The organism is Klebsiella sp. MPUS7 (assembly GCF_009905335.1).
In the GTDB taxonomy this organism is placed as follows: Bacteria; Pseudomonadota; Gammaproteobacteria; order Enterobacterales; family Enterobacteriaceae; genus Klebsiella; species Klebsiella grimontii.
This window is the reverse complement of record NZ_CP047604.1, coordinates 561104-586781: the sequence shown is the minus strand read 5'-3', so window position 1 is coordinate 586781 and position 25678 is coordinate 561104. Positions and strand designations below refer to the sequence as shown.

Genomic DNA, 25678 nt, shown 5'->3' with positions numbered 1-25678 from the left:
CCTCTGCATGAAGATCATTAATAGCAACAATACATGAGTTTTTAATGAATTGCTGCCGCCCGGTCGAAAAAAGGGGCCGTGAGGCCCCTTCTTCTGAAACTCGCAGAATTAGCGACGCAGACCCAGACGCTCGATCAGCGCAGAGTAACGTGCAACATCTTTACGTTTCAGGTAGTCGAGCAGTTTACGACGCTGAGAAACCATGCGCAGCAGACCACGACGGCTGTGGTGATCTTTTTTGTGCTCTGCAAAGTGACCCTGCAGGTGGTTGATCTGTGCAGTCAGCAGTGCAACCTGAACTTCAGTAGAACCGCTGTCGTTTTCGCCACGACCGAACTCAGAAACGATTTTTGCTTTAGCTTCAACGCTTAGAGACATTTTCGAACTCCAAAATTAAAAGAAAGAAAGGGTGCCGATCTCTAATTCAGCAACCCCTGATATAACGCTCGCAAATGTTAAATCACTTTGGCGAGCGTTAAGCGGCGATATTCTACTCGCAGCAGCCTTTTATCGCAAGGAAAGCGCTCAGGCAGGGTATTCAACCACCAGACGACGAGGCGCAACGCGGCCTTCATCATCAATTTCACCCATACCAAGAAACTTCTCTTCCGCGCCTTCCGTGACGCGAACCAGCCCCTGTAGCGGCGCGCCCGATGTACGAACCGGGTTACCGTTTTTAAAGTAGACGGCTGAGGTTTCCGGAATATTAATCAACGGGTAATCCGAAGCCGGACTGTCCATCGGCATCAGCAGCGGGTCCAGCAGCTGAGCGGCGGGAATATCCTGCGCATTGGCCTGCTCGACCAGCGCCTGCAGTTGCTCCAGCGTCACCATTCGTTCGACAGGATATTTACTGACCGCCAGACGACGGAGAAAAGTGACGTGCGCGCCGCATCCTAGTTTCTCGCCTAAATCATCAATAATCGTGCGAATGTAGGTGCCTTTCGAGCAGTGGATTTCCAGCTCAAGCTCGCTACCCTCATGACGAATAAATAACAATTCGTATACCGTAATCGGCCGGGATTCACGCGGTACTTCAATGCCCTGGCGGGCATATTCGTACAGCTTTTTGCCCTGGTATTTCAGCGCCGAATACATCGACGGTATCTGCTGAGTTTCGCCGCGGAAGCCGTCAAGCGCGGCTGCCAGCTGCTCCGGGCTAAAAGCCAGCGGACGCTCTTCCACCACCTGGCCATCGGCATCAGAGGTATCGGTGCGCTGGCCGAGCTTTGCAATCACGCGGTAGCGCTTGTCAGAATCGAGCAGATACTGGGAAAACTTTGTCGCTTCCCCGAGGCAAATCGGCAGCATACCGGTCGCCAGCGGATCCAGCGCGCCCGTGTGCCCTGCCCGGTTGGCGTTATAAAGCCGTTTGACTTTCTGCAACACGTCGTTGCTGGATGCGCCTTGCGGTTTATCCAGCAACAGAACGCCGTGCACATCGCGGCCGCGACGACGAGGACGACTCATTAGTCCTCCTTGCTGTCGTCCGGGTTCACACGACGCTCATCGTCATGTTTCACCACGCTGGTCACCAGATTCGACATGCGCATCCCTTCGACTAACGAATTATCGTAGAAAAACGTCAGTTCAGGCACGATACGCAGGCGCATCGCTTTGCCCAGCAGCGAGCGAATAAAACCAGACGCTTCCTGCAAAGCCTTGATGCCCGCTTTCACGGCGGCTTCGTCTTTATCGTTCAGGAAGGTCACAAACACTTTGGCATAGGCCAGATCGCGGGACATTTCGACACCTGAAACCGTGGTCATCATGCCCAGACGCGGGTCTTTAATTTCGCGCTGCAGGATGATTGCGATCTCTTTTTGCATCTCCTGGGCCACACGCTGCGGGCGACCAAATTCTTTCGCCATAATAAATTCTCCAGACAAATAAGGGGGCCACGCGGCCCCCTTTAATTTTGTATAACCGGGTGGCGCTGCGCTTCCCCGGCCTACTAAACGATTAATCGATGGTACGTTGAATCTCGATGATTTCGAACACTTCGATCATATCGCCGACGCGAACGTCGTTGTAGTTCTTAACGCCGATACCACATTCCATGCCGTTACGGACTTCGTTAACGTCATCTTTAAAGCGGCGCAGGGATTCCAGCTCGCCTTCATAGATAACCACGTTGTCGCGCAGAACGCGGATTGGGTTGTGACGCTTAATCGTACCTTCGGTGACCATACAGCCCGCGATGGCGCCGAATTTCGGCGATTTGAACACATCACGCACTTCAGCCAGACCGATGATCTGCTGTTTCAGTTCCGGAGACAGCATGCCGCTCATCGCTGCTTTCACTTCGTCGATCAAATGGTAGATGACGGAGTAGTAGCGCAGATCCAGGCTTTCCGCGTCGATAACTTTACGCGCAGATGCGTCAGCACGAACGTTAAAGCCAACCAGAATCGCGTTGGATGCGGCCGCCAGGGTTGCGTCGGTTTCGGTGATACCACCTACGCCGGAACCAATGATCTTCACTTTCACTTCGTCGGTAGACAGTTTCAGCAAGGAGTCGGAGATCGCTTCCACAGAACCCTGAACGTCCGCTTTGAGGACGATGTTCACTTCGTGAACTTCGCCTTCAGTCATGTTGGCGAACATGTTCTCCAGCTTAGATTTCTGCTGACGAGCCAGTTTAACTTCACGGAATTTGCCCTGACGATACAGCGCAACTTCACGCGCTTTCTTCTCGTCACGCACGACGGTCACTTCGTCGCCGGCAGCCGGTACGCCAGACAGGCCGAGGATTTCCACCGGAATGGATGGACCCGCTTCCAGCACTTCCAGACCCAGTTCGTTACGCATCGCACGAACGCGACCGTATTCGAAACCGCACAGGACGATGTCGCCTTTATGCAGCGTACCTTCGCGTACCAGAACGGTTGCAACCGGACCACGACCTTTATCGAGGAAGGATTCGATCACCGCGCCGCTCGCCATACCGTTGCGAACCGCTTTCAGCTCCAGAACTTCCGCCTGCAGCAGAATAGCATTCAGCAGATCGTCAATACCGGTACCGGCTTTAGCGGATACAGGGATGAACTGCGCTTCGCCGCCCCACTCTTCCGGCATAACGCCGTACTGAGACAGTTCGTTTTTAACGCGATCCAGGTCAGCTTCCGGCTTATCGATTTTGTTCACCGCAACGACCAGAGGTACCTGCGCCGCTTTCGCGTGCTGGATAGCTTCGATGGTCTGCGGCATCACGCCGTCGTCTGCCGCCACAACCAGAACCACGATATCCGTCGCCTGCGCACCACGAGCACGCATAGAGGTAAACGCGGCGTGGCCCGGGGTATCCAGGAAGGTGATCATACCGTTGTCGGTTTCAACATGGTACGCACCGATGTGCTGGGTGATGCCGCCCGCTTCGCCAGAGGCCACTTTCGTTGAACGAATGTAGTCCAGCAGAGAGGTTTTACCGTGGTCAACGTGACCCATGATGGTCACTACCGGTGCGCGCGGTTCAGCCGCTGCGCCGGTGTCACGGTCGCTCATTACCGCTTCTTCCAGCTCGTTTTCACGACGCAGGATAACCTTGTGGCCCATCTCTTCGGCAACCAGCTGCGCGGTTTCCTGGTCGATGACCTGGTTGATGGTCGCCATCGCGCCCAGTTTCATCATCGCTTTGATGACCTGAGAACCTTTGACGGCCATCTTGTTGGCCAGATCGCCAACGGTGATGGTTTCGCCGATGATGACATCACGGTTAACCGCCTGAGCCGGCTTCTGGAAACCTTGCTGCAGAGCAGAACCTTTACGATGCTTACCGCCTTTACCGCCGCGAACGGCCGCACGGGCTTCTTCACGATCGGCTTTCGATTCAGCGTGTTTATTGCCTTTCTTCGCCGGGCGCGCTGCTTTCGCATTACGTCCGCGGCCGCGACCGCCTTCAACTTCACGATCGTTGTCGTCTTCAGCCTGACGAGCATGCTGAGAAGTCGTTACGTGATAGTCAGTGGTCTCTTCAGGCGTTTCTGGCGCTTCAGTCCAGTTCTTTTCATTTTCTTGAGCCATACGGCGTGCTTCTTCCGCTACACGGCGCGCTTCTTCTTCAAGTTTGCGGCGTGCTTCTTCTTCCGATTTGCGCTTGAGCTCCGCTGCTTCATTTTCGCGGCGTTGCTTTTCAGCCTGGGCGGTTTTGGTCATATCGTCGGTTTGTTGATTGCTCACTTTGTCTTTTTCCGCGGCTTCACGTTTCGCTTTATCGGCGAGTTCACGTTTCGCTTGTTCTGCGGCCTCACGTTCAGCTTTTAATTGCGCCTCGCGTTTGGCTGATTCTTCAGCTTCACGACGGGCTTGCTCTTCCGCTTCACGCTGCGCCTGCTCTTCCGCGGCAAGGCGTTCGGCCTCTTGCGGATCGCGTTTCACAAAGGTGCGTTTCTTGCGGACTTCGATTTGTACCGATTTGCTCTTTCCACCGGTACCCGGAATATTTAACGTGCTGCGCGTTTTGCGCTGCAGCGTCAGCTTGTCGGGCGCCGAGCCGTGTTCACGGTTCAGGTGCGTCAACAAGGTTTGCTTCTCTTGCGCGGTCACAGAATCATCAGCCGATTTGCGGATCCCTGCATCAGCAAACTGCTGTATCAGGCGATCCACAGAGGTCTGAATCTCTGAGGCCAGCGCTTTAATGGTCACATCTGTCATGCTGTTCCTTCCTGCTACAGTTTATTACGCTTCGTCGCCGAACCAACAAATATTACGAGCGGCCATGATAAGTTCTCCGGCTTTCTCGTCGGTCAAGCCTTCGATATCAGCCAGATCATCAATGCCCTGCTCGGCGAGATCTTCCAGCGTACAAACACCACGGGCGGCCAGGGTGAATGCCAGAGCGCGATCCATACCTTCGAGATTCAAAAGATCGTCGGCAGGTTTGCTGTCTCCCAGGCTCTCTTCTTTGGCCAGCGCCAGCGTGGTCAGCGCGTTTTTCGCCCGCTCACGAAGTGCTTCAACGGTTGCTTCATCCAGACCGTCGATTTCCAGCAGTTCCTTCATTGGCACATAGGCCAGTTCTTCCAGAGTGGCGAAACCTTCTTCAACCAGCAGCGTGGCGAAATCTTCATCAATATCAAGATATTTAGTGAAGGTATCAATCGCTGCATGGGCTTCGGCCTGATGCTTAGCCTGGAGGTCGTCAACGGTCATGACGTTGAGTTCCCAGCCGCTGAGCTGAGATGCCAGACGTACGTTCTGACCGTTACGGCCAATGGCCTGCGCCAGGTTGCCCGCTTCGACTGCGATATCCATGGTGTGCTTGTCTTCATCTACCACGATAGATGCGACGTCAGCCGGAGCCATGGCGTTAATCACGAACTGCGCCGGGTTATCGTCCCACAGCACGATATCGATACGCTCGCCGCCCAGTTCAGTCGAGACAGCCTGAACGCGCGCGCCGCGCATGCCGACGCAGGCGCCAACCGGATCGATACGCTTGTCGTTAGTTTTAACGGCGATTTTGGCACGAGAGCCAGGATCGCGAGCCGCCGCTTTAATTTCGAGAACTTCTTCACCAATTTCCGGTACTTCAATGCGGAACAGTTCAACCAGCATTTCCGGCTTGGAGCGAGTCACGAACAGCTGCGCGCCGCGCGCTTCCGGACGAACTGCGTACAGTACGCCGCGGATACGGTCACCCGGACGGAAGTTCTCGCGCGGCAGCATATCTTCACGCAGGATCACGGCTTCAGCGTTGTTGCCCAGATCCAGCGTAATGTTGTCGCGGTTCACTTTCTTCACTACGCCCGTGATGATTTCACCTTCGTGCTCACGGAACTGATCGACGACCATCGCACGTTCGGCTTCACGTACTTTTTGTACGATAACCTGCTTGGCGGTCTGCGTAGTGATACGGTCAAAGGTGACAGATTCAATCTGGTCTTCGACGTAATCGCCAGGATTCATGCTTTCATCTTCGTAGCGCGCAGCTTCCAGCGTGATTTCGCGCGTCGGCTGAGTGACTTCTTCAACCACCAACCAGCGACGGAAAGTATCGAAATCACCGCTTTTGCGATCGATTTCTACGCGCACGTCGATCTCTTGCTCATATTTTTTCTTGGTAGCCGTCGCTAACGCACTTTCCAACGCTTCGAAAATTTTCTCACGCGGCAGCGCCTTTTCGTTGGAAACGGCTTCAACAACAGCCAAAATTTCTTTGTTCATCGGGGCCTTTCACCTCAATCCAGACTGTTAAAAGTGGGGAACCAGGTTCGCCTTCTGGATGTTACTCAGCGCGAACACTTCATCTTTGCCTTCGACGGTTACCGTGATCATCTCACCGTCTACCGCTTTGATAAGGCCCTGCCATTTGCGTCGGTTCTGTACCGCCATGCGCAAAACCAGCGAAACTTCTTCACCAATGAAACGCTCATAGTGCTCGGCGGTGAACATGGGACGATCGAGACCAGGGGAAGAGACTTCCAGGTTATAAGCGACTGTAATCGGGTCTTCGACGTCCATGACAGCACTGACCTGGTGGCTCACATCAGCACAATCATCAACATTGATGCCATCGTCACTATCAATATAGATGCGCAGTGTGGACGTGCGACCGCGAATAAATTCGATGCCGACCAGCTCAAAGCCAAGCGCTTCAACTGGCGCAGTGAGCATCTCTGTTAATTTTTGCTCTAATGTGGACAAACCCACCCCCAAGACATAAAAAAAGGGCGTATAGCCCAGTTATTCTGAAGTCAGATAACAAAAAACCCCGATAAATCGGGGCTTTAGATAACTGAACCCTGAGATCGCAACTGCGATCTGGAACACTTTCCAGAAGAATTCTTTCAAATTCGTCTACGAAGGACCCGGTCCTCACAGTATATTTGAAAAAGTACTTAATGGGAAAGTGGTTGCGGGGGCCGGATTTGAACCGACGACCTTCGGGTTATGAGCCCGACGAGCTACCAGGCTGCTCCACCCCGCGCCTGAAACGTGGCATATTTTACTCGTTTTGAGCAAAAGACGCAAATACTGCTGGGATTTGGTACCGAGAGACGGGACATAAAATCGTAGTGAATTGTATTGATACTTCATATATTTTGTCAACATGAATTTCACATTGCAGGTTTCGGTTCATGCTGGTATTTCAGGCTTTTTTGGCAAAAATAGGCTCTGCCTCTTCCTGTCGCCAGCAAAAGATGATTAAATGAAAACTCACAATTAATGCATAAACATGCAATAAAGATTGTTGAGTTGAACTCACCACAGTCTATCTAGTAGGGTTTTATTTTATGACGACGATTCTCAAGCATCTCCCGGTAGGCCAACGTATTGGTATTGCTTTTTCTGGTGGGCTGGATACCAGCGCCGCGCTGCTGTGGATGCGTAAAAAGGGTGCAGTCCCTTATGCATATACTGCAAACCTGGGACAGCCAGACGAAGACGATTACGATGCCATTCCTCGTCGTGCCAAAGAATATGGTGCTGAAGGGGCTCGTCTGATCGATTGCCGTAAACAGCTGGTTGCCGAAGGCATTGCCGCGATTCAGTGCGGAGCATTTCATAACACCACCGGCGGATTAACCTACTTTAACACCACCCCGCTGGGCCGCGCGGTGACCGGTACCATGCTGGTCGCTGCCATGAAGGAAGACGGCGTCAATATCTGGGGCGATGGCAGTACCTATAAAGGTAACGATATTGAACGTTTCTATCGCTACGGCCTGCTGACCAATGCTGAGCTGAAAATTTACAAACCGTGGCTGGATAGCGACTTTATCGACGAGCTGGGCGGCCGTCAGGAGATGTCAGAGTTTATGATTTCCTGCGGATTTGACTATAAAATGTCCGTAGAAAAAGCCTACTCAACCGACTCCAATATGCTGGGCGCCACACACGAAGCGAAAGATCTCGAGTTCCTGAACTCCAGCGTCAAGATTGTGAACCCGATTATGGGCGTCAAGTTCTGGGACGAAAGCGTCAAAATCCCGGCGGAAGAAGTCACCGTTCGCTTTGAACAGGGCCACCCGGTTGCGCTGAACGGACAAACCTTTAGCGATGACGTTGAACTGATGCTGGAAGCTAACCGCATCGGCGGCCGCCATGGTCTGGGTATGAGCGATCAGATCGAAAACCGTATCATCGAAGCGAAGAGCCGCGGCATTTATGAAGCCCCGGGCATGGCGCTGCTGCATATCGCCTACGAGCGTCTGCTGACCGGTATTCACAATGAAGATACCATCGAGCAATATCATGCGCACGGTCGTCAGCTGGGTCGTCTGCTGTATCAGGGGCGCTGGTTCGATTCCCAGGCGCTGATGCTGCGCGACGGACTGCAGCGCTGGGTGGCTAGCCAAATCACCGGCGAAGTGACGCTTGAACTGCGTCGCGGCAACGACTACTCCATCCTCAATACCGTCTCTGATAATCTGACCTATAAAGCAGAGCGTCTGACGATGGAAAAAGGTGACTCAATGTTCTCCGCCGAGGACCGTATCGGCCAGCTGACGATGCGCAACCTGGATATCACCGATACCCGCGATAAGCTATTTGGCTACGCGCAGTCCGGACTGCTGACCGCCTCTTCCGCCACCGGCTTGCCGCAGGTAGAAAATCTGGAAAGTAAATCTAAGTAACGTTCCAGAGAAAATAGTGAAGGCCGCGCGAGCGGCCTTTTTTATGCAGAAATATCCGCGCCAAAGCGACGTGGAATATCCGGCACTGATGCTGCAGTTCACCTTTCTCTGGACGAAAAAAAAGACGCTTTTCAGCGTCTTTTTTCAAGAAATTGGTACCGAGGATGGGACTCGAACCCACAAGCCCGTTAGGGCACTACCACCTCAAGGTAGCGTGTCTACCAATTCCACCACCTCGGTACGGATACTGCTTATCAGTGCGGGATATCGCTGCTCGGCTGCGCCGGAGCTGTCGGCTGAGTTTGCTCAGTTTTCGGAGCGCTCAGATTATCCCACTCACTTCCTTTATTGGTCTTGTTGCTGTTGATATTGCCCAGCGCCAGACTGATGATGAAGAACAGCGCAGCCAGGATACCAGTCATGCGGGTCATGAAATTACCTGAACCGCTGGATCCAAACAGAGTGCCGGAAGCGCCTGCTCCGAAGGAGGCTCCCATATCAGCGCCTTTACCTTGCTGCAGCATAATCAGACCAACAAGGCCAATCGCCACAATAAGGAAAACAACTAAAAGAGCTTCGTACATAATCAACCTGTTCCTTGCGGATTTGCCGCATACCAAGTGCTTCGACCAATAAAGCGGGACGTTTCAACGTTTCCCACTGAAGCGGGTGTGAATACTAACCAAAGCGAATGACCTTCGCAAGGGCAATTTCAGCGCATTGTATCAAGTGCGGAAAAAAACAGCAAAAAGCGATTTATTGTCGACTAAAAAGGCGGCAAGCGTCGCCTTTTTAGTCACTTAGCAAGAGAGATTAAACGCTTTTCACCGCATCAGCGATACGGTGGGCAAATTCGTGCACCTGTTCTTCATGCTCGCCTTCCACCATAACGCGAATCAGCGGCTCAGTGCCTGATTTACGCAGCAGTACGCGGCCCCGATTCCCCAGCGCCGCTTCCACTTCTGCCGTTACCGCTTTGACGTGCTCATGTTCCAGCGGGTTACCGCTACCTTCCGTAAAGCGAACGTTAACCAGAAGCTGCGGGAACATTTTCATTCCGCTGCACAGGTCGTGCAGGCTCATATGGTTACGCACCATTGCCGCCACAACCTGCAGGCTGGCGACAATCCCATCACCCGTAGTGGTTTTATCCAGTAAGATCACATGACCGGAGTTTTCCGCGCCAATGCGCCAGCCCTTCTCCTGCAGCTTCTCCAGCACATAGCGGTCGCCCACTTTGGCGCGAACAAAAGGAATACCCAGCTGTTTGAGCGCCAGTTCGAGACCCATATTGCTCATCAGCGTCCCGACAGCGCCGCCCCGCAGCTGCCCCTGACGCAGGCCCTCACGGGCAATGATATAGAGGATCTGGTCACCGTCGACTTTGTTGCCTTCATGGTCCACCATAATGACCCGATCGCCATCGCCATCGTAAGCAATGCCCAGATCGGCCTTTTCCGCCAGCACGCGCGCCTGCAGAGCACGAACGTCCGTCGCCCCGACTTCTTCATTGATGTTGAGACCATCAGGCTCACAGCCCATCGCAATGACCTGAGCGCCCAACTCGCGGAAAACGTTCGGCGCAATGTGATATGTCGCCCCGTGAGCGCAATCGACCACCACTTTTAAAGAGTTGAGGCTCAGCTCGTTCGGGAAAGTGCCTTTGCAAAACTCGATATAACGACCGGCAGCGTCGACGATACGGCTGGCTTTACCCAGCTCGGCGGAATCCACGCAGGTGAGTTCTTTTTCCATTTCAGCTTCAATGGCTTCCTCTACCTCATCAGGAAGCTTCGTGCCCTCGATAGAGAAGAATTTGATGCCGTTGTCATAGAACGGATTATGCGAAGCGGAAATCACAATCCCGGCTTCCGCGCGGAAGGTGCGCGTCAGATAGGCAATTGCCGGCGTTGGCATCGGGCCGGTAAAAGAAGCGGATAATCCCGCGGCGGCCAGGCCAGCCTCCAGCGCGGACTCCAGCATATAGCCTGAAATACGGGTATCTTTACCAATAATAATCTTCCGTGAGCCGTGCCTTGCCAGTACCTTACCTGCCGCCCAGCCCAGCTTTAACACAAATTCTGGCGTTATTGGCGCATCGCCTACGCGGCCACGAATACCATCAGTACCAAAATATTTGCGGTTACTCATAACGTTTATTTTCCTTAGCGGCCAGGGTAGCTTCCACCACGCGCAGCGCTTCTACCGTTTCTTTGACATCATGGACGCGAATTATCTGCGCGCCCTGCATTGCAGCAATGACAGCACAGGCCAGGCTGCCACTCAGGCGCTCCGTCGGCCCGACATTAAGCAACTGACCTACCATCGACTTACGCGACATACCTACCAGCAGCGGAAGACCAAAATGATGGAACTCTCCAAGTCGGGCAAGCAGTTCATAATTATGAGAAAGATTTTTACCGAAACCGAATCCCGGGTCGAGCAACAATTTATCTTTTGCGATACCGGCCCGTTCGCAGCGCACAATATGTTCGACAAAAAAGCGCTCAACGTCAGCAAACACGTCCGCGTACTTCGGCGCGTCCTGCATTGTCTTCGGCTGACCCTGCATATGCATCAGACATACCGGCAAGCCCGTTTCAGCCGCAGCCTCCAGCGCTCCCGGTTCGGTCAGCGAACGGATATCATTGATGATATGCGCGCCAACACGCGCCGACTCGCGAATCACTTCCGGTTTTGAGGTATCAACGGAGATCCAGACCTCAAAGCGCTGGGCAATCGCCTCCACCGTCGGAATGACTCGCGCCAGTTCTTCCTCGACGCTGACATCCGCAGCCCCCGGACGCGTCGACTCCCCACCGATATCAATGATAGTCGCCCCGGCATTGATCATCAGATTGGCGTGTTTAACGGCTTCGACCAGCGTGTTGTGAGTCCCGCCGTCAGAGAAAGAATCAGGAGTAACGTTAAGAATACCCATCACATGTGGATGAGAGAGATCGAGGGTTGAGCCCTGGGCTACAAGTTTCATCGCTAAATCCCTGAGTCAGAGAAAGGTTGAAAAAGAAAAACCCCGGAGCATACGCTCAGGGGTTTTAAAAAGTACAACAGCGTCAATAACGGCTAACTTATTTGTCGCCCAGCTGTTCTGACATGGTATTGCCCGGGTTTGGCGTACGCGGTTCATCGACCGGACGCGGAGCACGAGGGGTGCCATTGTTGTCAGAATTGTTGGATGAACCCGGTTCTTCCCAGCCAGCTGGCGGGCGAACATCGCGGCGAGCCATCAGGTCATCAATCTGCGGGGCGTCGATGGTTTCATATTTCATGAGCGCATCTTTCATCGCGTGCAGGATGTCCATGTTATCGTTCAGGAGCTGGCGTGCACGATTGTAGTTACGCTCAATCAGTGACTTCACTTCCTGGTCGATAATACGCGCCGTTTCATCGGACATATGCTTCGCTTTCGCGACGCTGCGGCCAAGGAAAACTTCACCTTCTTCTTCGGCATACAGCAGCGGGCCGAGTTTGTCAGAGAAGCCCCACTGGGTGACCATGTTACGCGCCAGGTTAGTCGCGACTTTAATGTCGTTCGACGCGCCGGTAGAAACATGCTCTACGCCGTAGATAATCTCTTCCGCCAGACGACCGCCGTACAGGGTTGAAATCTGGCTTTCCAGCTTCTGACGGCTGGCGCTGATCGCGTCGCCTTCAGGCAGGAAGAAGGTGACACCCAGTGCGCGACCGCGCGGGATAATCGTCACTTTGTGCACCGGATCGTGTTCCGGCACCAGGCGGCCAATAATCGCATGGCCCGCTTCGTGATATGCGGTGGACTCTTTCTGCGCTTCCGTCATCACCATGGAGCGACGTTCCGCACCCATCATGATTTTGTCTTTCGCTTTCTCGAATTCAACCATCGATACAACACGCTTGTTGCCACGAGCCGCAAACAGCGCCGCTTCGTTCACCAGGTTTGCCAGGTCAGCACCGGAGAAGCCCGGCGTACCGCGGGCAATAATTGCCGCGTCGATATCCGGCGCCAGCGGTACGCGGCGCATATGCACTTTCAGAATCTGTTCGCGACCGCGAACGTCCGGCAGACCTACCACAACCTGACGGTCAAAGCGGCCTGGACGCAGCAGCGCAGGGTCAAGAACGTCCGGGCGGTTGGTTGCCGCGATAACGATGATACCTTCGTTACCCTCAAAGCCGTCCATCTCAACCAGCATCTGGTTCAGGGTCTGTTCACGTTCATCGTGACCGCCACCTAAGCCCGCACCACGCTGGCGGCCCACGGCGTCGATTTCATCGATAAAGATGATGCACGGAGCCGCTTTCTTGGCCTGTTCGAACATGTCACGCACGCGGGATGCACCGACACCAACGAACATTTCAACGAAGTCAGAACCGGAAATCGTAAAAAATGGAACCTTAGCTTCACCCGCGATGGCTTTTGCCAGCAAGGTTTTACCGGTACCCGGAGGGCCGACCATCAGGACGCCTTTCGGAATTTTACCGCCCAGCTTCTGGAAACGGCTCGGCTCGCGCAGGTATTCAACCAGTTCAGCCACTTCTTCTTTCGCTTCGTCACAACCGGCGACGTCGGCAAAAGTGGTTTTGATCTGGTCTTCCGTCAGCATACGCGCCTTACTCTTACCGAACGACATGGCACCTTTGCCACCGCCGCCCTGCATCTGGCGCATAAAGAAGATCCAGACGCCGATAAGAAGCAGCATCGGGAACCAGGAGATGAAGATAGAAGCCAGCAGGCTCGGCTCTTCTGGCGGCTCACCAACCACCTTGACATTTTTAGTCAGAAGGTTATCAAGCAGCTTAGGATCGTTCACCGGGATGTAGGTCGTGTAACGGTTACTATCTTTCTTGGTAACGTTTATCTCACGTCCGTTGATACGCGCTTCGCGAACCTGGTCCTGATTGACCTCCTGCAGGAAGGTAGAATAATCCACCTTGCGGCCATTCGACTCGCTGGGCCCAAAGCTCTGGAATACTGACATCAGCACAACGGCAATGACCAGCCAGAGTATTAGGTTTTTCGCCATGTCACTCAAGGGATTAACCTCATATTACAACTGTGTTAAAAACAGCGTCAGGATACTCTATATCCAGCGTCTTTCAAACTTTCGTTTGAAATCTGCCGGTTATGGTTTACGCCCGGTCGCTACAATATACACTTCACGCGAACGGGCGCGAGAAGAGTCCGGCTTACGAACTTTGACCTTCGTAAACAGGGAGCGAATCTCTCTTAGATACTCATCGAAGCCTTCGCCCTGGAACACCTTCACTACAAAACTACCACCTGGCGCTAAGACATCACGAGCCATTCCAAGCGCCAGTTCCACCAGATACATGGCCCGGGGAATATCCACCGCCGGTGTTCCACACATATTTGGCGCCATATCGGACATGACAACTTGTACTTTACTGTCACCTACACGCTCAAGTAACGCTTTCAGGACTAATTCATCACGAAAGTCGCCCTGAAGGAAGTCCACACCAACGATTGGATCCATAGGTAGAAGATCGCAAGCAATGATGCGGCCGCTGTTACCGATCTGCGTAACCGCGTATTGCGACCAGCCACCGGGTGCAGCGCCGAGGTCAACTATCGTCATCCCCGGTTTAAAAATCTTGTCACTTTGCTGTATTTCATCAAGTTTAAACCAGGCACGGGAACGTAACCCCTTTTTCTGTGCCTGCTGAACATATTTATCGCTAAAGTGTTCCTGAAGCCAACGACTTGAGCTGGCAGAACGCTTTTTACCTGTCATTTAACATTCCCATTTCGGGTTCATCGTACTTCGCGACGTAAAAATCGACGCGGTAGTTTGGCGATATATGGGAGATGGCGGTAGAATGAACCGTTTTCAATCCCAACGTAAGCAAAAAAATACGATGAATCTGAGTACTAAACAAAAACAGCACCTGAAAGGTCTGGCACATCCGCTCAAGCCGGTAGTTATGCTTGGCAACAATGGTTTGACCGAAGGGGTACTGGCCGAGATTGAACAAGCGTTAGAGCACCATGAACTTATCAAGGTGAAGATCGCCTCGGAAGATCGCGAAACTAAAACCTTGATCGTGGAAGCTATCGTGCGCGAAACCGGCGCCTGTAATGTACAGGTCATCGGTAAAACGCTGGTTCTGTACCGCCCGACTAAAGAGCGTAAAATCTCGCTGCCACGCTAAGAATATCCTGGTTATCGACACAACTTTGTGTAAATCGAGGGTTTTCTGCGGGTAGACGAGCAAAATGCCATGCTCCGGACGCTGATAAAAGGCCGCTACGCGGCCTTTTTCCTTTCTTTACAATCCATCAACATCGTAGCGTTAAATTCGGATTAAAGGTACTCAACCTTCAGAATTTCGAATTCGACTTCACCGCCCGGTGTACGGATTACCACAACATCATCCTGCTCTTTACCGATTAAACCACGTGCAATCGGTGAGTTAACAGAGATCAGATTTTGCTTAAAATCGGCCTCATCATCGCCGACGATACGATAAGTTTGCTCTTCATCCGTATCAAGATTCAGAACGCTGACCGTCGAACCAAAAATCACCCGGCCATTGTTAGGCATTTTAGTGATGTCGATAACCTGCGCGTTCGACAGCTTTGCTTCAATATCCTTAATGCGGCCTTCACAGAAGCCCTGCTGTTCGCGGGCAGCATGATACTCAGCATTTTCTTTCAGATCGCCGTGCTCGCGCGCATCAGCGATGGCCGCGATGATTTCAGGACGACGTACGGACTTCAGGAAATCCAGTTCTTCGCGCAGTTTTTCAGCGCCACGTAAGGTCATCGGAATAGCTTGCATTTGTTATACCTCTTTTCATTCCTTCATGGAGCAGACAACACCGCTCCGCAGCCGGTCAAGACTTGAGCAGGGCCGGAGCAAAAGAAAACCGACCCGGAAAGTCATCCCCAGGTCAGCAGCAATTTTCAATTTGATACGTATTTTACCCTGAAGTTCACTATGGGTCATCGTTTACTTTACAGGGCGATGCACCGTAGTATGACGGACTGGTTTCAGGCTGTTAGCGCGAGATTATGCGATTTCCCAGATTTATCATCGGATTGACCGCCGGTATAGCGTTTAGCGCTCAGGCGGCGAATATTGACGAGTACATCAACCAGCTTCCTGCGGGCGCAAACCTTGCCTTTATGGCGCAGAAGGTGGGATCCCCAACGCCGGAGATAGACTATCATAGCCAGCAGATGGCGCTTCCGGCCAGCACCCAAAAGGTGATAACCGCACTTGCTGCGCTGCTGCAGCTGGGTCCGGACTTCCGCTTCACCACCACGCTGGAAACGAAAGGCAGTCTCGATGGCGGTGTCCTGAAAGGCGACCTTATTGCGCGCTTTGGCGGCGATCCCACCCTTCGGCGTCAGGATATTCGTAATATGGTGGCCACGCTGAAGAAAGCCGGCGTCCAGCGAATTGAAGGTAATGTCCTGATCGATACCTCCATCTTCGCCAGCCATGACAAAGCGCCGGGCTGGCCCTGGAATGATATGACGCAGTGCTTTAGCGCCCCGCCAGCGGCAGCTATTGTCGATCGAAACTGTTTCTCCATCTCGCTCTATAGCGCGCAAAAACCGGGCGATCTGGCGTTTATCCGCGTGGCGTCTTACTACCCGGTGACCATGTTCAGCCAGGTACGAACGCTGGCGCGCGGCTCTTCTGAAGCACAGTACTGTGAGCTTGACGTGGTTCCCGGCGATCTGAACCGATACACCCTGACCGGCTGTCTGCCGCAGCGCAGCGAACCGCTGCCGCTGGCTTTCGCCATCCAGGATGGTGCCAGCTACGCCGGTGCGATTCTGAAAGCGGAGCTGACCGATGCCGACATCACCTGGAGCGGCACGCTGCTGCGTCAGACGCTGGCGAACGATCCGGGTACCGTACTGGCGAGCACCCAATCTGCACCGCTGCACGATCTGCTGCGTATTATGTTGAAAAAATCGGACAACATGATCGCCGATACGGTATTCCGCACCATTGGGCATGCCCGCTTCAGCGTACCGGGTACCTGGCGAGCCGGATCCGATGCCGTACGGCAGATCCTGCGCCAGCAGGCCGGCGTCGATCTCGGCAATACCATTATTGCCGATGGCTCAGGTCTATCGCGCCATAACCTCATCGCGCCAGCCACGATGATGCAGGTGCTGCAGTACATCGCCCAGCACGATAACGAGCTCAACTTTATCTCGATGCTGCCTCTGGCCGGCCACGACGGTTCTCTGCAATACCGTGCGGGTCTGCATCAGGCTGGCGTTGATGGCAAAGTTTCGGCGAAAACGGGTTCACTGCAAGGGGTGTATAACCTGGCCGGTTTCATCACTACCGCCAGCGGCCAGAAGATTGCGTTCGTGCAATATTTGTCTGGCTACGCCGTGCCTCCGGCCGACCAGCGTAATCGCCGCATTCCGCTGGTGCGCTTCGAAAGCCGATTGTACAAGGACCTGTACCAGAACAACTAAAAGCAAAAGGGCCGCATCATATGCGGCCCTTTTTGTGTACCCGGAATTAACGCTTGTAGATGAATTCGACGCCTTCTTCGTCGCCTTCGTCCCAATCGTCATCCCAGTCTTCATCATCTTCCACTTCAGCTTCTTCAAGCTGCTGACGATGATAGTCGTCCCACATAAACTCGACTTTTTCGGCCGGCTTCGCTTCTTCCGCATGGACAATCGGGTTTTCGATGATAAAGGTCATCACGTCCCAGCACAGGTCTTTTACGCCCTGCTGACTGGCCGCCGAAATCAGATAGAATTTATCTTCCCAGCCCAGCGCCTGCGCGATAGCTTTCGCTTTCGCTTCCGCCTCAGCTTTATCCATCAGGTCAATCTTGTTAAAGACCAGCCAGCGCGGCTTAGAAGCCAGCTTCTCACTGTATTTTTCCAGCTCACCGATAATAATCCGCGCGTTCTCAACCGGATCGGAGCCGTCAATCGGCTCGATATCGATGAGATGCAGCAGCACGCGGCAGCGCTCCAGGTGCTTCAGGAAGCGAATACCGAGGCCTGCGCCTTCCGCTGCGCCTTCAATCAGCCCAGGGATATCCGCCACCACAAAGCTCTTCTCGTTATCCATACGCACCACGCCGAGGCTTGGCACCAGCGTCGTAAACGGATAGTCAGCGACTTTAGGCTTGGCAGCGGAAACGGCACGAATAAAGGTCGATTTACCCGCATTCGGCATCCCCAGCATCCCGACGTCCGCCAGCAGCATCAGCTCCAGTTGGAGATCGCGCTTATCGCCCGGCGTCCCCATCGTCTTTTGACGCGGAGTACGGTTTACGGACGATTTGAAACGGGTGTTACCCAGACCGTGCCAGCCGCCTTTGGCGACCATCAGACGCTGACCGTGCTTGGTCATATCGCCCATCGTCTCGCCGGTCCCCTGGTCGATTACACGGGTTCCTACCGGCACTTTCACCGTCACGTCTTTACCGCGTTTACCGGTACAGTCGCGGCTCTGGCCGTTTTGCCCGCGCTCGGCGCGGAAAGACTTCTCAAAACGATAGTCGATCAGGGTGTTCAGGTTTTCGTCCGCTTCAAGCCAGACGTCGCCGCCATCACCACCGTCACCGCCGTCCGGGCCGCCTCTCGGGATATATTTTTCGCGGCGGAAGCTAACGCAACCATTGCCGCCATCGCCTGCTACGACCAGGATCGTTGCTTCATCAACAAACTTCATTTTACTCTCCGTAAATCATTCGCCTGAGCGGGGGAGCGGCACAACCGCTTCTCGCTTACGCCATCGTCCCCAAAGACGATGACCGACGGCGGAATACATCGCGCCCGCAACCACGACAAACGCACCGAGATAACCCATCAGGTTCAACAGCGGTCTGGCGAAAACGTCGGGCCAGGCCAGTGATAATAAATCTGAAAACAGCAGCGTAAACAGCGGCGTTAAGGTAATCAACGCGCTCACCTGCGCCGCCTGCCAGCGCGCCATCGCTTCCGCCAGCGCGCCGTAGCCGACCAGGGTGTTCAGGCCGCAAAAAACCAGGCAGGCCAGCTGCCAGTCGCTTAATGCCAGTACCTGCGAAGGCTTCGCTAATGGCAATAGCGATATCGTACATAAAGTGTACAGCAAAAAAAGGATTTGCTGTGACGCCAGACGCCGCAATAACACCTTTTGCGCGACACCGTAGCACACCCACACCGTCGCCGCCCCGACGCCGAAAATTACCCCCCACGTGTAGTCCGTCAGGCGAGTAAAAATCTCAATCAGGCTGGTGTTAAAAAACATGACCAGACCGCTCACCAGCATCAGCGCTCCCACAACCTGAGTGCCGCGCATTTTTTCTTTAAGGACAAAAACGCTGGCCACCATCATGCCGACCGGGGACAGCTGGCCAATCACCTGGGAAGCGGTGGGGCTGAGATATTGCAAGGAAGAACTAAACAGAATGAAGTTACCGAACAAACCACCCGTCGCAATCACCAGCAGTATCAACCACCGCGGCTTACGAAAAATACGCAGCGGAGGCAGTTTTCTTTTCATGGCCAGAATGGCGCCAAGACCAAAACTTGCCATCAAAAAGCGATAAAAAACCACCGTCGGCGGCTCCATCACTTCAAGAACCTGCTTCATTGCGATCGGCAGGGCCCCCCAACACATCGCCGTGGTGAGCGCTAAAATAATGCCGATGCCGGCCTGCTGCTTCATGCCCGTTTTCCCTGCAGAAAATTTTCCGGGTTTTCAATGTAAAAAGCCCCGCAACACGTTGCGGGGCTTTAATCCGTTACCGGACCACGAAAAACTTACTCAGCAACGATGCTGATGTATTTACGGTTGTTCGGGCCTTTAACTTCGAATTTCACTTTACCGTCTGCTTTAGCAAACAGAGTGTGGTCACGACCGCAACCTACGTTAGTGCCAGCGTGGAATTTGGTACCACGTTGACGAACGATGATGCTACCCGCCAGAACGGATTCGCCACCGAAACGCTTAACGCCCAGGCGTTTAGCTTCTGAATCGCGACCGTTACGAGTTGAGCCGCCAGCCTTTTTATGTGCCATTTAAATCTCTCCTCAGGTCTTAGGCGCTGATGCCAGTAATTTTCACATCAGTGAACCACTGACGATGGCCCTGCTGCTTACGGTAGTGTTTACGACGACGAAACTTAACGATTTTAACTTTCTCGCCACGACCGTGTGCAACAACTTCAGCTTTGATTACGCCGCCCTCAACGAAAGGAACGCCGATTTTAATTTCTTCACCGTTTGCGATCATCAGCACTTCTGCGAACTCAACAGCTTCGCCAGTTGCGATGTCCAGCTTTTCCAGGCGAATGGTTTGACCTTCGCTTACTCGGTGTTGTTTACCACCACTTTGGAAAACCGCGTACATATAGAACTCCGCTTCCGCGCACCTCTTCGTATGATTCAGAGTGCGCTATAAATATTCACAATAGGGCGCGAATATTACGCAAAACGCGAGCCTTTGACAAGAGCGATCAGCGATCAACGCAGAAAAAAAACACAACTTTCACTCCAGCGTTTATCTGCGGCAATTTTTCAGTACAATCACATCTTCTTTTAATTCTATCTTAATCCTTCTGTGATCCTATTGGATACGCGGGAACAGGACATTTGGCCCGGCTTTTGCGATGAATTTAGAAAAAATCAATGAGTTAACCGCGCAGGATATGGCGGGCGTCAATGCGACAATTCTTGAGCAACTCGACTCGGATGTTCAGCTTATCAATCAGTTAGGCTACTACATCGTTAGCGGAGGCGGTAAACGCATTCGCCCGATGATCGCCGTGCTGGCCGCGCGTGCCGTGGGATATCAGGGAAACGCTCACGTCGCCATTGCTGCGCTGATCGAATTTATCCATACCGCCACCCTGCTGCATGATGACGTCGTCGATGAGTCTGATATGCGCCGGGGCAAAGCCACCGCAAACGCCGCTTTTGGCAATGCCGCTAGCGTGCTGGTTGGCGATTTCATCTACACCCGCGCCTTTCAGATGATGACCAGCCTCGGCTCATTGAGAGTTCTGGAAGTGATGTCGGAAGCCGTGAACGTCATTGCTGAAGGCGAAGTTCTGCAGTTGATGAACGTGAACGACCCGGATATCACCGAAGAAAACTATATGCGGGTCATTTATAGCAAGACCGCTCGTTTGTTTGAAGCCGCAGCCCAGTGCTCCGGGATCCTGGCCGACTGCACCGCGGAACAAGAGAAAGCGTTACAGGACTACGGGCGCTATCTGGGCACCGCTTTCCAGCTGATTGACGATCTGCTTGACTACAGTTCAGACGGTGAGCGGCTGGGTAAAAACGTCGGTGACGATCTAAATGAAGGCAAACCCACTCTTCCGCTGCTGCACGCTATGCAACACGGCAGCGCAGAACAGTCCGCCATGATCCGCGGAGCGATCGAGCAGGGTAACGGCCGCCATCTACTCGAAGCCGTACTGGAAACCATGGCAGCCTGCGGCTCGCTGGAATGGACCCAAAAACGCGCGGAGGAAGAGGCTGATAAAGCGATTGCCGCCCTTCAGGTCCTCCCCGATTCCCCGTGGCGTGAAGCGCTAATTGGTCTTGCCCACATCGCCGTGCAGCGCGACCATTAACCCCTCCCCTCACTTTCCCGCGTAAAATCGCGGGAAAGTTCCAGTAAACACCAATAAAGCCAATTTCAGCCTTATTTCTTGATATATTCCTAATATCAAAGCCATTAAAAGAACTTGTTAGAACATTACTGGAACTCAAGGTATAGTCATTTTGTCGCCCATTAAGGACGAACGGAATGTTTATTACCAGGAGAATTTATGGATAAGTTCATCGACTGGCATCCAGCGGATATTATTGCCGGATTACGCAAAAAAGGGACGTCGCTGGCAGCTGAATCGCGGCGTAATGGTTTAAGTTCTTCAACGCTCGCCAATGCGCTGACTCGGCCCTGGCCCAAGGGCGAGCTGATTATCGCTCACGCGCTGGAAACCGATCCGTGGGTAATATGGCCATCGCGCTATCACGATCCCCATACCCACCAGTTTATCGACAGAACGCAGATGATGCGTCAGAGGAAGAATAACAAGTAAAGCGAGGTTGCAGACAACAGCCCCCGGACCTACGTCAGAGGGCTGCTGTAATGGGCTTATTCGGCTTTGACGCGTTCGATATTCGCGCCAAGCGCCTGAAGTTTGTCTTCGATACGTTCGTAGCCGCGGTCAATGTGGTAAATACGATCGACAATCGTCGTCCCTTCCGCAATGCAGCCTGCCAGCACCAGGCTAGCTGACGCACGCAGATCCGTCGCCATGACCTGGGCGCCAGAAAGTTGCTTCACGCCGTGGCAAATCGCCGTATTGCTCTCGATTTCCGCATGCGCGCCCATACGGATCAGCTCCGGGATATGCATGAAACGGTTTTCGAAGATCGTTTCGGTGATCACGCCGGTTCCCTCGGCAACCAGATTCAGCAAGGTGAACTGGGCCTGCATATCGGTCGGGAAACCCGGATGCGGAGCAGTACGAACGTTGACAGCTTTCGGACGGTTGCCGTGCATATCGAGGCTAATCCAGTCCTCGCCCGTTTCGATGTCCGCGCCGGCATCGCGTAGCTTCGCCAGAACCGCATCAAGCGTATCAGGTTGAGCATTGCGGCACAGGATCTTACCGCCAGAAATCGCCGCCGCCACCAGGAAGGTCCCGGTTTCAATACGATCCGGCAGAACGCGGTAGACGCCGCCGCCGAGGCGCGCTACGCCTTCGATGGTGATACGATCGGTACCCTGACCTTTGATCTTCGCGCCCAGCGCGTTGAGAAAGTTGGCGGTATCGACAATTTCCGGCTCGCGCGCGGCGTTTTCGATAACGGTGGTGCCTTCCGCCAGCGTCGCAGCGCTCATGATGGTTACGGTAGCGCCAACGCTGACCTTATCCATCACAATATGCGCGCCTTTCAGGCGTCCATTAACCGACGCCTTGACATAACCTTCTTCCAGTTTGATTTCCGCACCCAGTTGCTCAAGACCGGTAATGTGTAAATCAACCGGGCGCGCGCCGATGGCGCAGCCGCCGGGAAGTGATACCTGTCCCTGACCAAAACGGGCCACCAGCGGACCCAGCGCCCAAATCGAAGCACGCATGGTTTTGACGAGGTCATACGGGGCACAGAAAACGTCAACCGGGCCGGCATCGATCCATACGGAGCCGTTGCGCTTAACGTTCGCGCCCAGCTGGCTCAGCAGTTTCATGGTGGTATCGATGTCTTTCAGCTTCGGTACGTTCTGGATCTCAATCGGCTCTTCGGCTAATAGCGCGGAAAAGAGGATTGGCAGGGCGGCGTTTTTCGCGCCGGAAATAGTGACCTCGCCCTGCAGACGAGTAGGCCCCTGAACACGGAATTTATCCATTGATTCTGTTCTCTGTTAAGAATTCACATACGCTGCGGGGAACATCCCCACAGCTTATAAGCCATTTAGTTTGCGGTCTCGCGCCCACTCCTGCGGGGTAAACGCTTTTATCGACAGAGCATGGATGCGGTTATCGGCAATATATTCCATCAGCGGGGCATAGATAGCCTGTTGCTTCTTGACCCGACTCATGCCGTCGAACATCTCACCCACAGCAATAACCTGAAAGTGGCTGCCATCGCCAGAGACGTGGACTTCCTGAAGGGAGAGTGCGTTCATCAGCACGGTCTGAATTTCATGATTTTCCATGGGCTACATTTATCTGATAGTGAAAACAGCCCAACATCTTAGAGGAAAGTGGCGCTGTCTTAAACAAGCAAAAAGCCCCATCGAAAAGTTTGATGGGGCTTTCAGAATAGCTTCAGCAGTAAGGCACTGAAAAAGTTATGGGATCATATCGGCAGGAAGGTTATACAACCTGACCAGGGTTTGCAGATTTTCACTCTTCCCGGTCAACTTCGCTTCCCCGCCCTGCCGACGAACCAGTGCGATAAAATGCACTAATAGCGCCAGCCCGGCGGTGTCCACGCGGGTCACGGCGCTCAGGTCGATTGCGGACACGCCATCCGTCGCCTGAGCGCGTGCTTCCCACAGCGGGACCAGAAGATCCTGGTCCAGCTCTCCGCGCAGCGCCAGCGTCTCACCATCGCGAGTCCAGCTCAGCTGCCCGGTCATTATTTTTTCTGTTCCAGAGTAATCGGCTGCGCGGAGCTTTCCTTCAGCTGCGCCGTCAGACCATCAACGCCTTTAGTACGCAGCAGGTCGCTCCACTCGTTTTGTTTAGTGGTGATCATGCTCACCCCTTCCGCAATCATGTCGTACGCCTGCCAGTTACCGGTCTGGGTATTTTTACGCCACTGGAAATCCAGGCGAACCGGCGGACGGCCATTCGGATCGAGGATGGTGACGCGAATAGGAACAATGGTCGCGCTGCCCAGAGGCTGCTCAGGCGCAATCTGATAGGTCTGACCGTGATACATCGCCAGCGCCTGGCCGTAGGCCTGTTTCAGATATTCGCGGAAGGCGGCGAAATAGGCTTCACGCTGCGCCGGGGTCGCTTCTTTGTAATAACGACCTAATACCAGCGCGCCGGCGTATTTCACCTGAACATAGGGCAGCAGTTCCTGATCGACGATGTCGCGCAGGTAGTTCGGGTTAGCCTGAATCTTAGGCTGCTCGTTCTTCAGGCGATCGAAGGTTTTCTGCGCCGCTTCGTCCATCAGCTTATAGGGATTGGATTGGTCCGCGGCGGTGGCCGCAGTCAAAGGGGCAATCACCAGCATGGCGACCATTAGTAAGCGTTTAAACATGTCTTATCTCTCCTGAAATTAGTGCGTCGTGCCGGCTGGCGGCGTAGCGTCAGTATGACTCTCCCCGGCAGACTGTTCATCGCCAGAATTCTTATTGTCGCTACCTTTACTGTTATAAAGGAACTGGCCTATCAAATCTTCCAGCACCATGGCGGATTTGGTGTCCTGAATGGTGCCGCCATCTTTAAGGATAGCCGTTCCCAACTCCGGGTCTTCAAACCCGATGTTCATCGCCAGGTACTGTTCGCCCAGCAGACCGGAAGTTCTAATCGCCAGCGAGCTGGTATCCGGGATATGGTTGTAGCGCTCATCAATATCGAGAGCGACGCGAGGCAGGTAGGTTTTAGGGTCGAGCGTGATATCCGCCACGCGTCCGACGACAACGCCGCCAATCCGTACCGGAGAGCGCGCTTTCAGACCGCCGATATTGTCAAAAGTGGCATAGAGCCGATAAGTCGGTTCGGTACGTAAAGAGGTTACGTTTGCCGCCTTCAGGCAGACAAACAGCGCAGCCAGCAGCGCAACCAGTAAAAATACCCCTACCCAGATTTCATTTTTTCTCGTTTGCATGAACTCAATTCCCAAACATCAGCGCAGTCAGCACAAAATCCAGCCCCAGAACCGCCAGCGACGCATGTACCACGGTACGCGTCGTCGCCCGGCTAATCCCGGCGGAAGTGGGGATAGCGTCATAACCGTTAAATAACGCGATCCATGTTACCGTAATGGCGAAAACCAGACTCTTAATCAGGCAGTTAACCAGATCCATCCGCCAGTCAACGGCGTTTTGCATCGCGCTCCAGAAGAATCCGCCATCGATGCCCTTCCAACTGACACCGACCAGCGAGCCGCCCCAAACGCCGACCGCCACAAAAATAATCGTTAACAACGGCAGTGAAATCACCCCCGCCCAGAAGCGCGGAGAGATCACGCGGCGAAGCGGGTCGACCGCCATCATCTCCATGCTGGAGAGCTGCTCGGTTGCGCGCATCAGGCCAATTTCGGCAGTCAGCGCCGAACCGGCACGCCCGGCAAACAACAGCGCGGCGACCACCGGCCCCAGTTCACGCAGCAGCGACAGCGCCACCAGCATGCCCAGACTGGTTTCGGCGCTATAGGTGGTTAACACCAGATAGCCCTGCAGACCCAGCACCATACCGATAAACAGCCCCGAGACAATGATGATCAGCATCGACAGCACGCCAACGTTATACAGCTGACGCACCAGCAGCGGCGCATGCTTGCGAAACTCAGGCTTGCCGACAACCGCGTTGAAGAGCATTAATCCAGCACGCCCGAACGTCGCGATAGTTTTAATACCGCGATGCCCAAGCGCGGCTAGCGCATTTAACAACATGAG

Annotated in this window: 27 protein-coding genes and 2 tRNA genes; 5 read left to right on the top strand and 24 right to left on the bottom strand. The window is 53.8% G+C overall.

What is annotated here, in order from left to right:
- Nucleotides 1-108 precede the first annotated feature (108 nt).
- The 7 genes from rpsO to GUC22_RS02785 all read right to left on the bottom strand — a co-directional run bounded on the left by rpsO (nucleotide 109) and on the right by GUC22_RS02785 (nucleotide 6928).
- Nucleotides 109-378 carry a 30S ribosomal protein S15 gene (gene rpsO / locus GUC22_RS02815; RefSeq protein WP_002918244.1) on the bottom strand — a complete coding sequence of 90 codons (270 nt, stop codon included), beginning with the start codon at nucleotides 376-378 and terminating at the stop codon, nucleotides 109-111.
- Between the two features lie 147 nt (nucleotides 379-525).
- Entirely contained in the window at nucleotides 526-1470 is a 945-nt protein-coding gene (truB, locus tag GUC22_RS02810) for a tRNA pseudouridine(55) synthase TruB (protein WP_024358750.1), read from the bottom strand.
- Nucleotides 1470-1871, bottom strand: a complete 402-nt coding sequence (gene rbfA / locus GUC22_RS02805) for a 30S ribosome-binding factor RbfA (protein ID WP_004106092.1) — start codon at nucleotides 1869-1871, stop codon at nucleotides 1470-1472. Before rbfA ends, truB begins: the two co-directional genes overlap by 1 nt.
- A gap of 91 nt (nucleotides 1872-1962) precedes the next feature.
- Complete coding sequence (gene infB / locus GUC22_RS02800) at nucleotides 1963-4653, bottom strand: translation initiation factor IF-2 (RefSeq protein ID WP_004125655.1); 2691 nt, start codon at nucleotides 4651-4653, stop codon at nucleotides 1963-1965.
- Nucleotides 4654-4677: 24 nt separating this feature from the next.
- A complete protein-coding gene (gene nusA, locus GUC22_RS02795) occupies nucleotides 4678-6165 on the bottom strand; it encodes a transcription termination factor NusA (protein WP_004125657.1) in 1488 nt (495 codons plus the stop codon).
- 27 nt (nucleotides 6166-6192) lie between these two features.
- A complete protein-coding gene (gene rimP, locus GUC22_RS02790; RefSeq protein ID WP_004139810.1) occupies nucleotides 6193-6645 on the bottom strand; it encodes a ribosome maturation factor RimP in 453 nt (150 codons plus the stop codon).
- A 206-nt stretch (nucleotides 6646-6851) separates the two neighbouring features.
- Nucleotides 6852-6928 (bottom strand) — tRNA-Met (locus GUC22_RS02785).
- Between the two features lie 307 nt (nucleotides 6929-7235).
- On the opposite strand from GUC22_RS02785, the gene argG reads away from it, so the two are divergent.
- The gene (argG, locus tag GUC22_RS02780) at nucleotides 7236-8579 is read left to right on the top strand and encodes an argininosuccinate synthase (protein ID WP_004139807.1); all 1344 of its coding nucleotides are present in this window, start codon (nucleotides 7236-7238) and stop codon (nucleotides 8577-8579) included.
- A gap of 153 nt (nucleotides 8580-8732) precedes the next feature.
- On the opposite strand, the gene GUC22_RS02775 is transcribed toward argG, so the two are convergent.
- The 6 genes from GUC22_RS02775 to rlmE form a co-directional block, all read right to left on the bottom strand.
- Nucleotides 8733-8819, bottom strand: a tRNA-Leu gene (locus GUC22_RS02775).
- Nucleotides 8820-8833: 14 nt separating this feature from the next.
- Nucleotides 8834-9163: a preprotein translocase subunit SecG gene (secG, locus tag GUC22_RS02770; protein WP_004106103.1), complete on the bottom strand. Its 330-nt coding sequence runs from the start codon at nucleotides 9161-9163 to the stop codon at nucleotides 8834-8836.
- Nucleotides 9164-9392: 229 nt separating this feature from the next.
- Nucleotides 9393-10730 (bottom strand): phosphoglucosamine mutase, encoded by a 1338-nt coding sequence (glmM, locus tag GUC22_RS02765; RefSeq protein WP_024358752.1) that lies wholly within the window; start codon nucleotides 10728-10730, stop codon nucleotides 9393-9395.
- Complete coding sequence (folP, locus tag GUC22_RS02760) at nucleotides 10723-11571, bottom strand: dihydropteroate synthase (protein WP_004125673.1); 849 nt, start codon at nucleotides 11569-11571, stop codon at nucleotides 10723-10725. Before folP ends, glmM begins: the two co-directional genes overlap by 8 nt.
- Before the next feature lie 97 nt (nucleotides 11572-11668).
- On the bottom strand, nucleotides 11669-13603 hold the full coding sequence (ftsH, locus tag GUC22_RS02755; protein ID WP_004139802.1) for an ATP-dependent zinc metalloprotease FtsH: 1935 nt from the start codon (nucleotides 13601-13603) through the stop codon (nucleotides 11669-11671).
- Between the two features lie 99 nt (nucleotides 13604-13702).
- Nucleotides 13703-14332 (bottom strand): 23S rRNA (uridine(2552)-2'-O)-methyltransferase RlmE, encoded by a 630-nt coding sequence (gene rlmE, locus GUC22_RS02750; RefSeq protein WP_004106110.1) that lies wholly within the window; start codon nucleotides 14330-14332, stop codon nucleotides 13703-13705.
- 124 nt (nucleotides 14333-14456) lie between these two features.
- Between rlmE and yhbY the strand changes: the two genes are divergently transcribed.
- A complete protein-coding gene (gene yhbY, locus GUC22_RS02745; protein ID WP_004139797.1) occupies nucleotides 14457-14750 on the top strand; it encodes a ribosome assembly RNA-binding protein YhbY in 294 nt (97 codons plus the stop codon).
- Between the two features lie 152 nt (nucleotides 14751-14902).
- Here the strand turns inward: yhbY and greA are convergent, their stop codons facing one another.
- Nucleotides 14903-15379, bottom strand: a complete 477-nt coding sequence (gene greA, locus GUC22_RS02740) for a transcription elongation factor GreA (protein WP_004125674.1) — start codon at nucleotides 15377-15379, stop codon at nucleotides 14903-14905.
- Nucleotides 15380-15612: 233 nt separating this feature from the next.
- Here greA and dacB point away from each other — a divergent pair, with 233 nt between their 5' ends.
- Nucleotides 15613-17046 (top strand): serine-type D-Ala-D-Ala carboxypeptidase, encoded by a 1434-nt coding sequence (dacB, locus tag GUC22_RS02735; RefSeq protein ID WP_024358753.1) that lies wholly within the window; start codon nucleotides 15613-15615, stop codon nucleotides 17044-17046.
- Nucleotides 17047-17092: 46 nt separating this feature from the next.
- On the opposite strand, the gene cgtA is transcribed toward dacB, so the two are convergent.
- The 4 genes from cgtA to rplU form a co-directional block, all read right to left on the bottom strand.
- Entirely contained in the window at nucleotides 17093-18265 is a 1173-nt protein-coding gene (gene cgtA, locus GUC22_RS02730) for an Obg family GTPase CgtA (RefSeq protein WP_049089732.1), read from the bottom strand.
- 15 nt (nucleotides 18266-18280) lie between these two features.
- Nucleotides 18281-19246: a DMT family transporter gene (locus tag GUC22_RS02725; protein ID WP_004139791.1), complete on the bottom strand. Its 966-nt coding sequence runs from the start codon at nucleotides 19244-19246 to the stop codon at nucleotides 18281-18283.
- A gap of 95 nt (nucleotides 19247-19341) precedes the next feature.
- Entirely contained in the window at nucleotides 19342-19599 is a 258-nt protein-coding gene (rpmA, locus tag GUC22_RS02720) for a 50S ribosomal protein L27 (protein ID WP_003861831.1), read from the bottom strand.
- 19 nt (nucleotides 19600-19618) lie between these two features.
- The gene (gene rplU / locus GUC22_RS02715; RefSeq protein WP_004106123.1) at nucleotides 19619-19930 is read right to left on the bottom strand and encodes a 50S ribosomal protein L21; all 312 of its coding nucleotides are present in this window, start codon (nucleotides 19928-19930) and stop codon (nucleotides 19619-19621) included.
- 259 nt (nucleotides 19931-20189) lie between these two features.
- Here rplU and ispB point away from each other — a divergent pair, with 259 nt between their 5' ends.
- Together ispB and sfsB are read left to right on the top strand one after the other, a co-directional pair.
- Nucleotides 20190-21161 carry an octaprenyl diphosphate synthase gene (gene ispB, locus GUC22_RS02710; protein WP_004139788.1) on the top strand — a complete coding sequence of 324 codons (972 nt, stop codon included), beginning with the start codon at nucleotides 20190-20192 and terminating at the stop codon, nucleotides 21159-21161.
- Between the two features lie 198 nt (nucleotides 21162-21359).
- Entirely contained in the window at nucleotides 21360-21632 is a 273-nt protein-coding gene (gene sfsB, locus GUC22_RS02705) for a DNA-binding transcriptional regulator SfsB (RefSeq protein WP_004139786.1), read from the top strand.
- 56 nt (nucleotides 21633-21688) lie between these two features.
- On the opposite strand, the gene murA is transcribed toward sfsB, so the two are convergent.
- The 6 genes from murA to mlaE form a co-directional block, all read right to left on the bottom strand.
- On the bottom strand, nucleotides 21689-22948 hold the full coding sequence (gene murA, locus GUC22_RS02700) for a UDP-N-acetylglucosamine 1-carboxyvinyltransferase (protein WP_024358754.1): 1260 nt from the start codon (nucleotides 22946-22948) through the stop codon (nucleotides 21689-21691).
- A 54-nt stretch (nucleotides 22949-23002) separates the two neighbouring features.
- Nucleotides 23003-23257: a BolA family iron metabolism protein IbaG gene (ibaG, locus tag GUC22_RS02695; protein ID WP_004106141.1), complete on the bottom strand. Its 255-nt coding sequence runs from the start codon at nucleotides 23255-23257 to the stop codon at nucleotides 23003-23005.
- A gap of 135 nt (nucleotides 23258-23392) precedes the next feature.
- The gene (gene mlaB / locus GUC22_RS02690) at nucleotides 23393-23683 is read right to left on the bottom strand and encodes a lipid asymmetry maintenance protein MlaB (protein WP_004125681.1); all 291 of its coding nucleotides are present in this window, start codon (nucleotides 23681-23683) and stop codon (nucleotides 23393-23395) included.
- Complete coding sequence (gene mlaC / locus GUC22_RS02685) at nucleotides 23683-24318, bottom strand: phospholipid-binding protein MlaC (protein WP_160183336.1); 636 nt, start codon at nucleotides 24316-24318, stop codon at nucleotides 23683-23685. The genes mlaB and mlaC overlap by 1 nt, the downstream gene beginning before the upstream one ends.
- 18 nt (nucleotides 24319-24336) lie before the next feature.
- A complete protein-coding gene (gene mlaD, locus GUC22_RS02680; RefSeq protein ID WP_004139782.1) occupies nucleotides 24337-24888 on the bottom strand; it encodes an outer membrane lipid asymmetry maintenance protein MlaD in 552 nt (183 codons plus the stop codon).
- A 4-nt stretch (nucleotides 24889-24892) separates the two neighbouring features.
- A complete protein-coding gene (gene mlaE / locus GUC22_RS02675; protein WP_004125690.1) occupies nucleotides 24893-25675 on the bottom strand; it encodes a lipid asymmetry maintenance ABC transporter permease subunit MlaE in 783 nt (260 codons plus the stop codon).
- Nucleotides 25676-25678 lie beyond the last annotated feature (3 nt).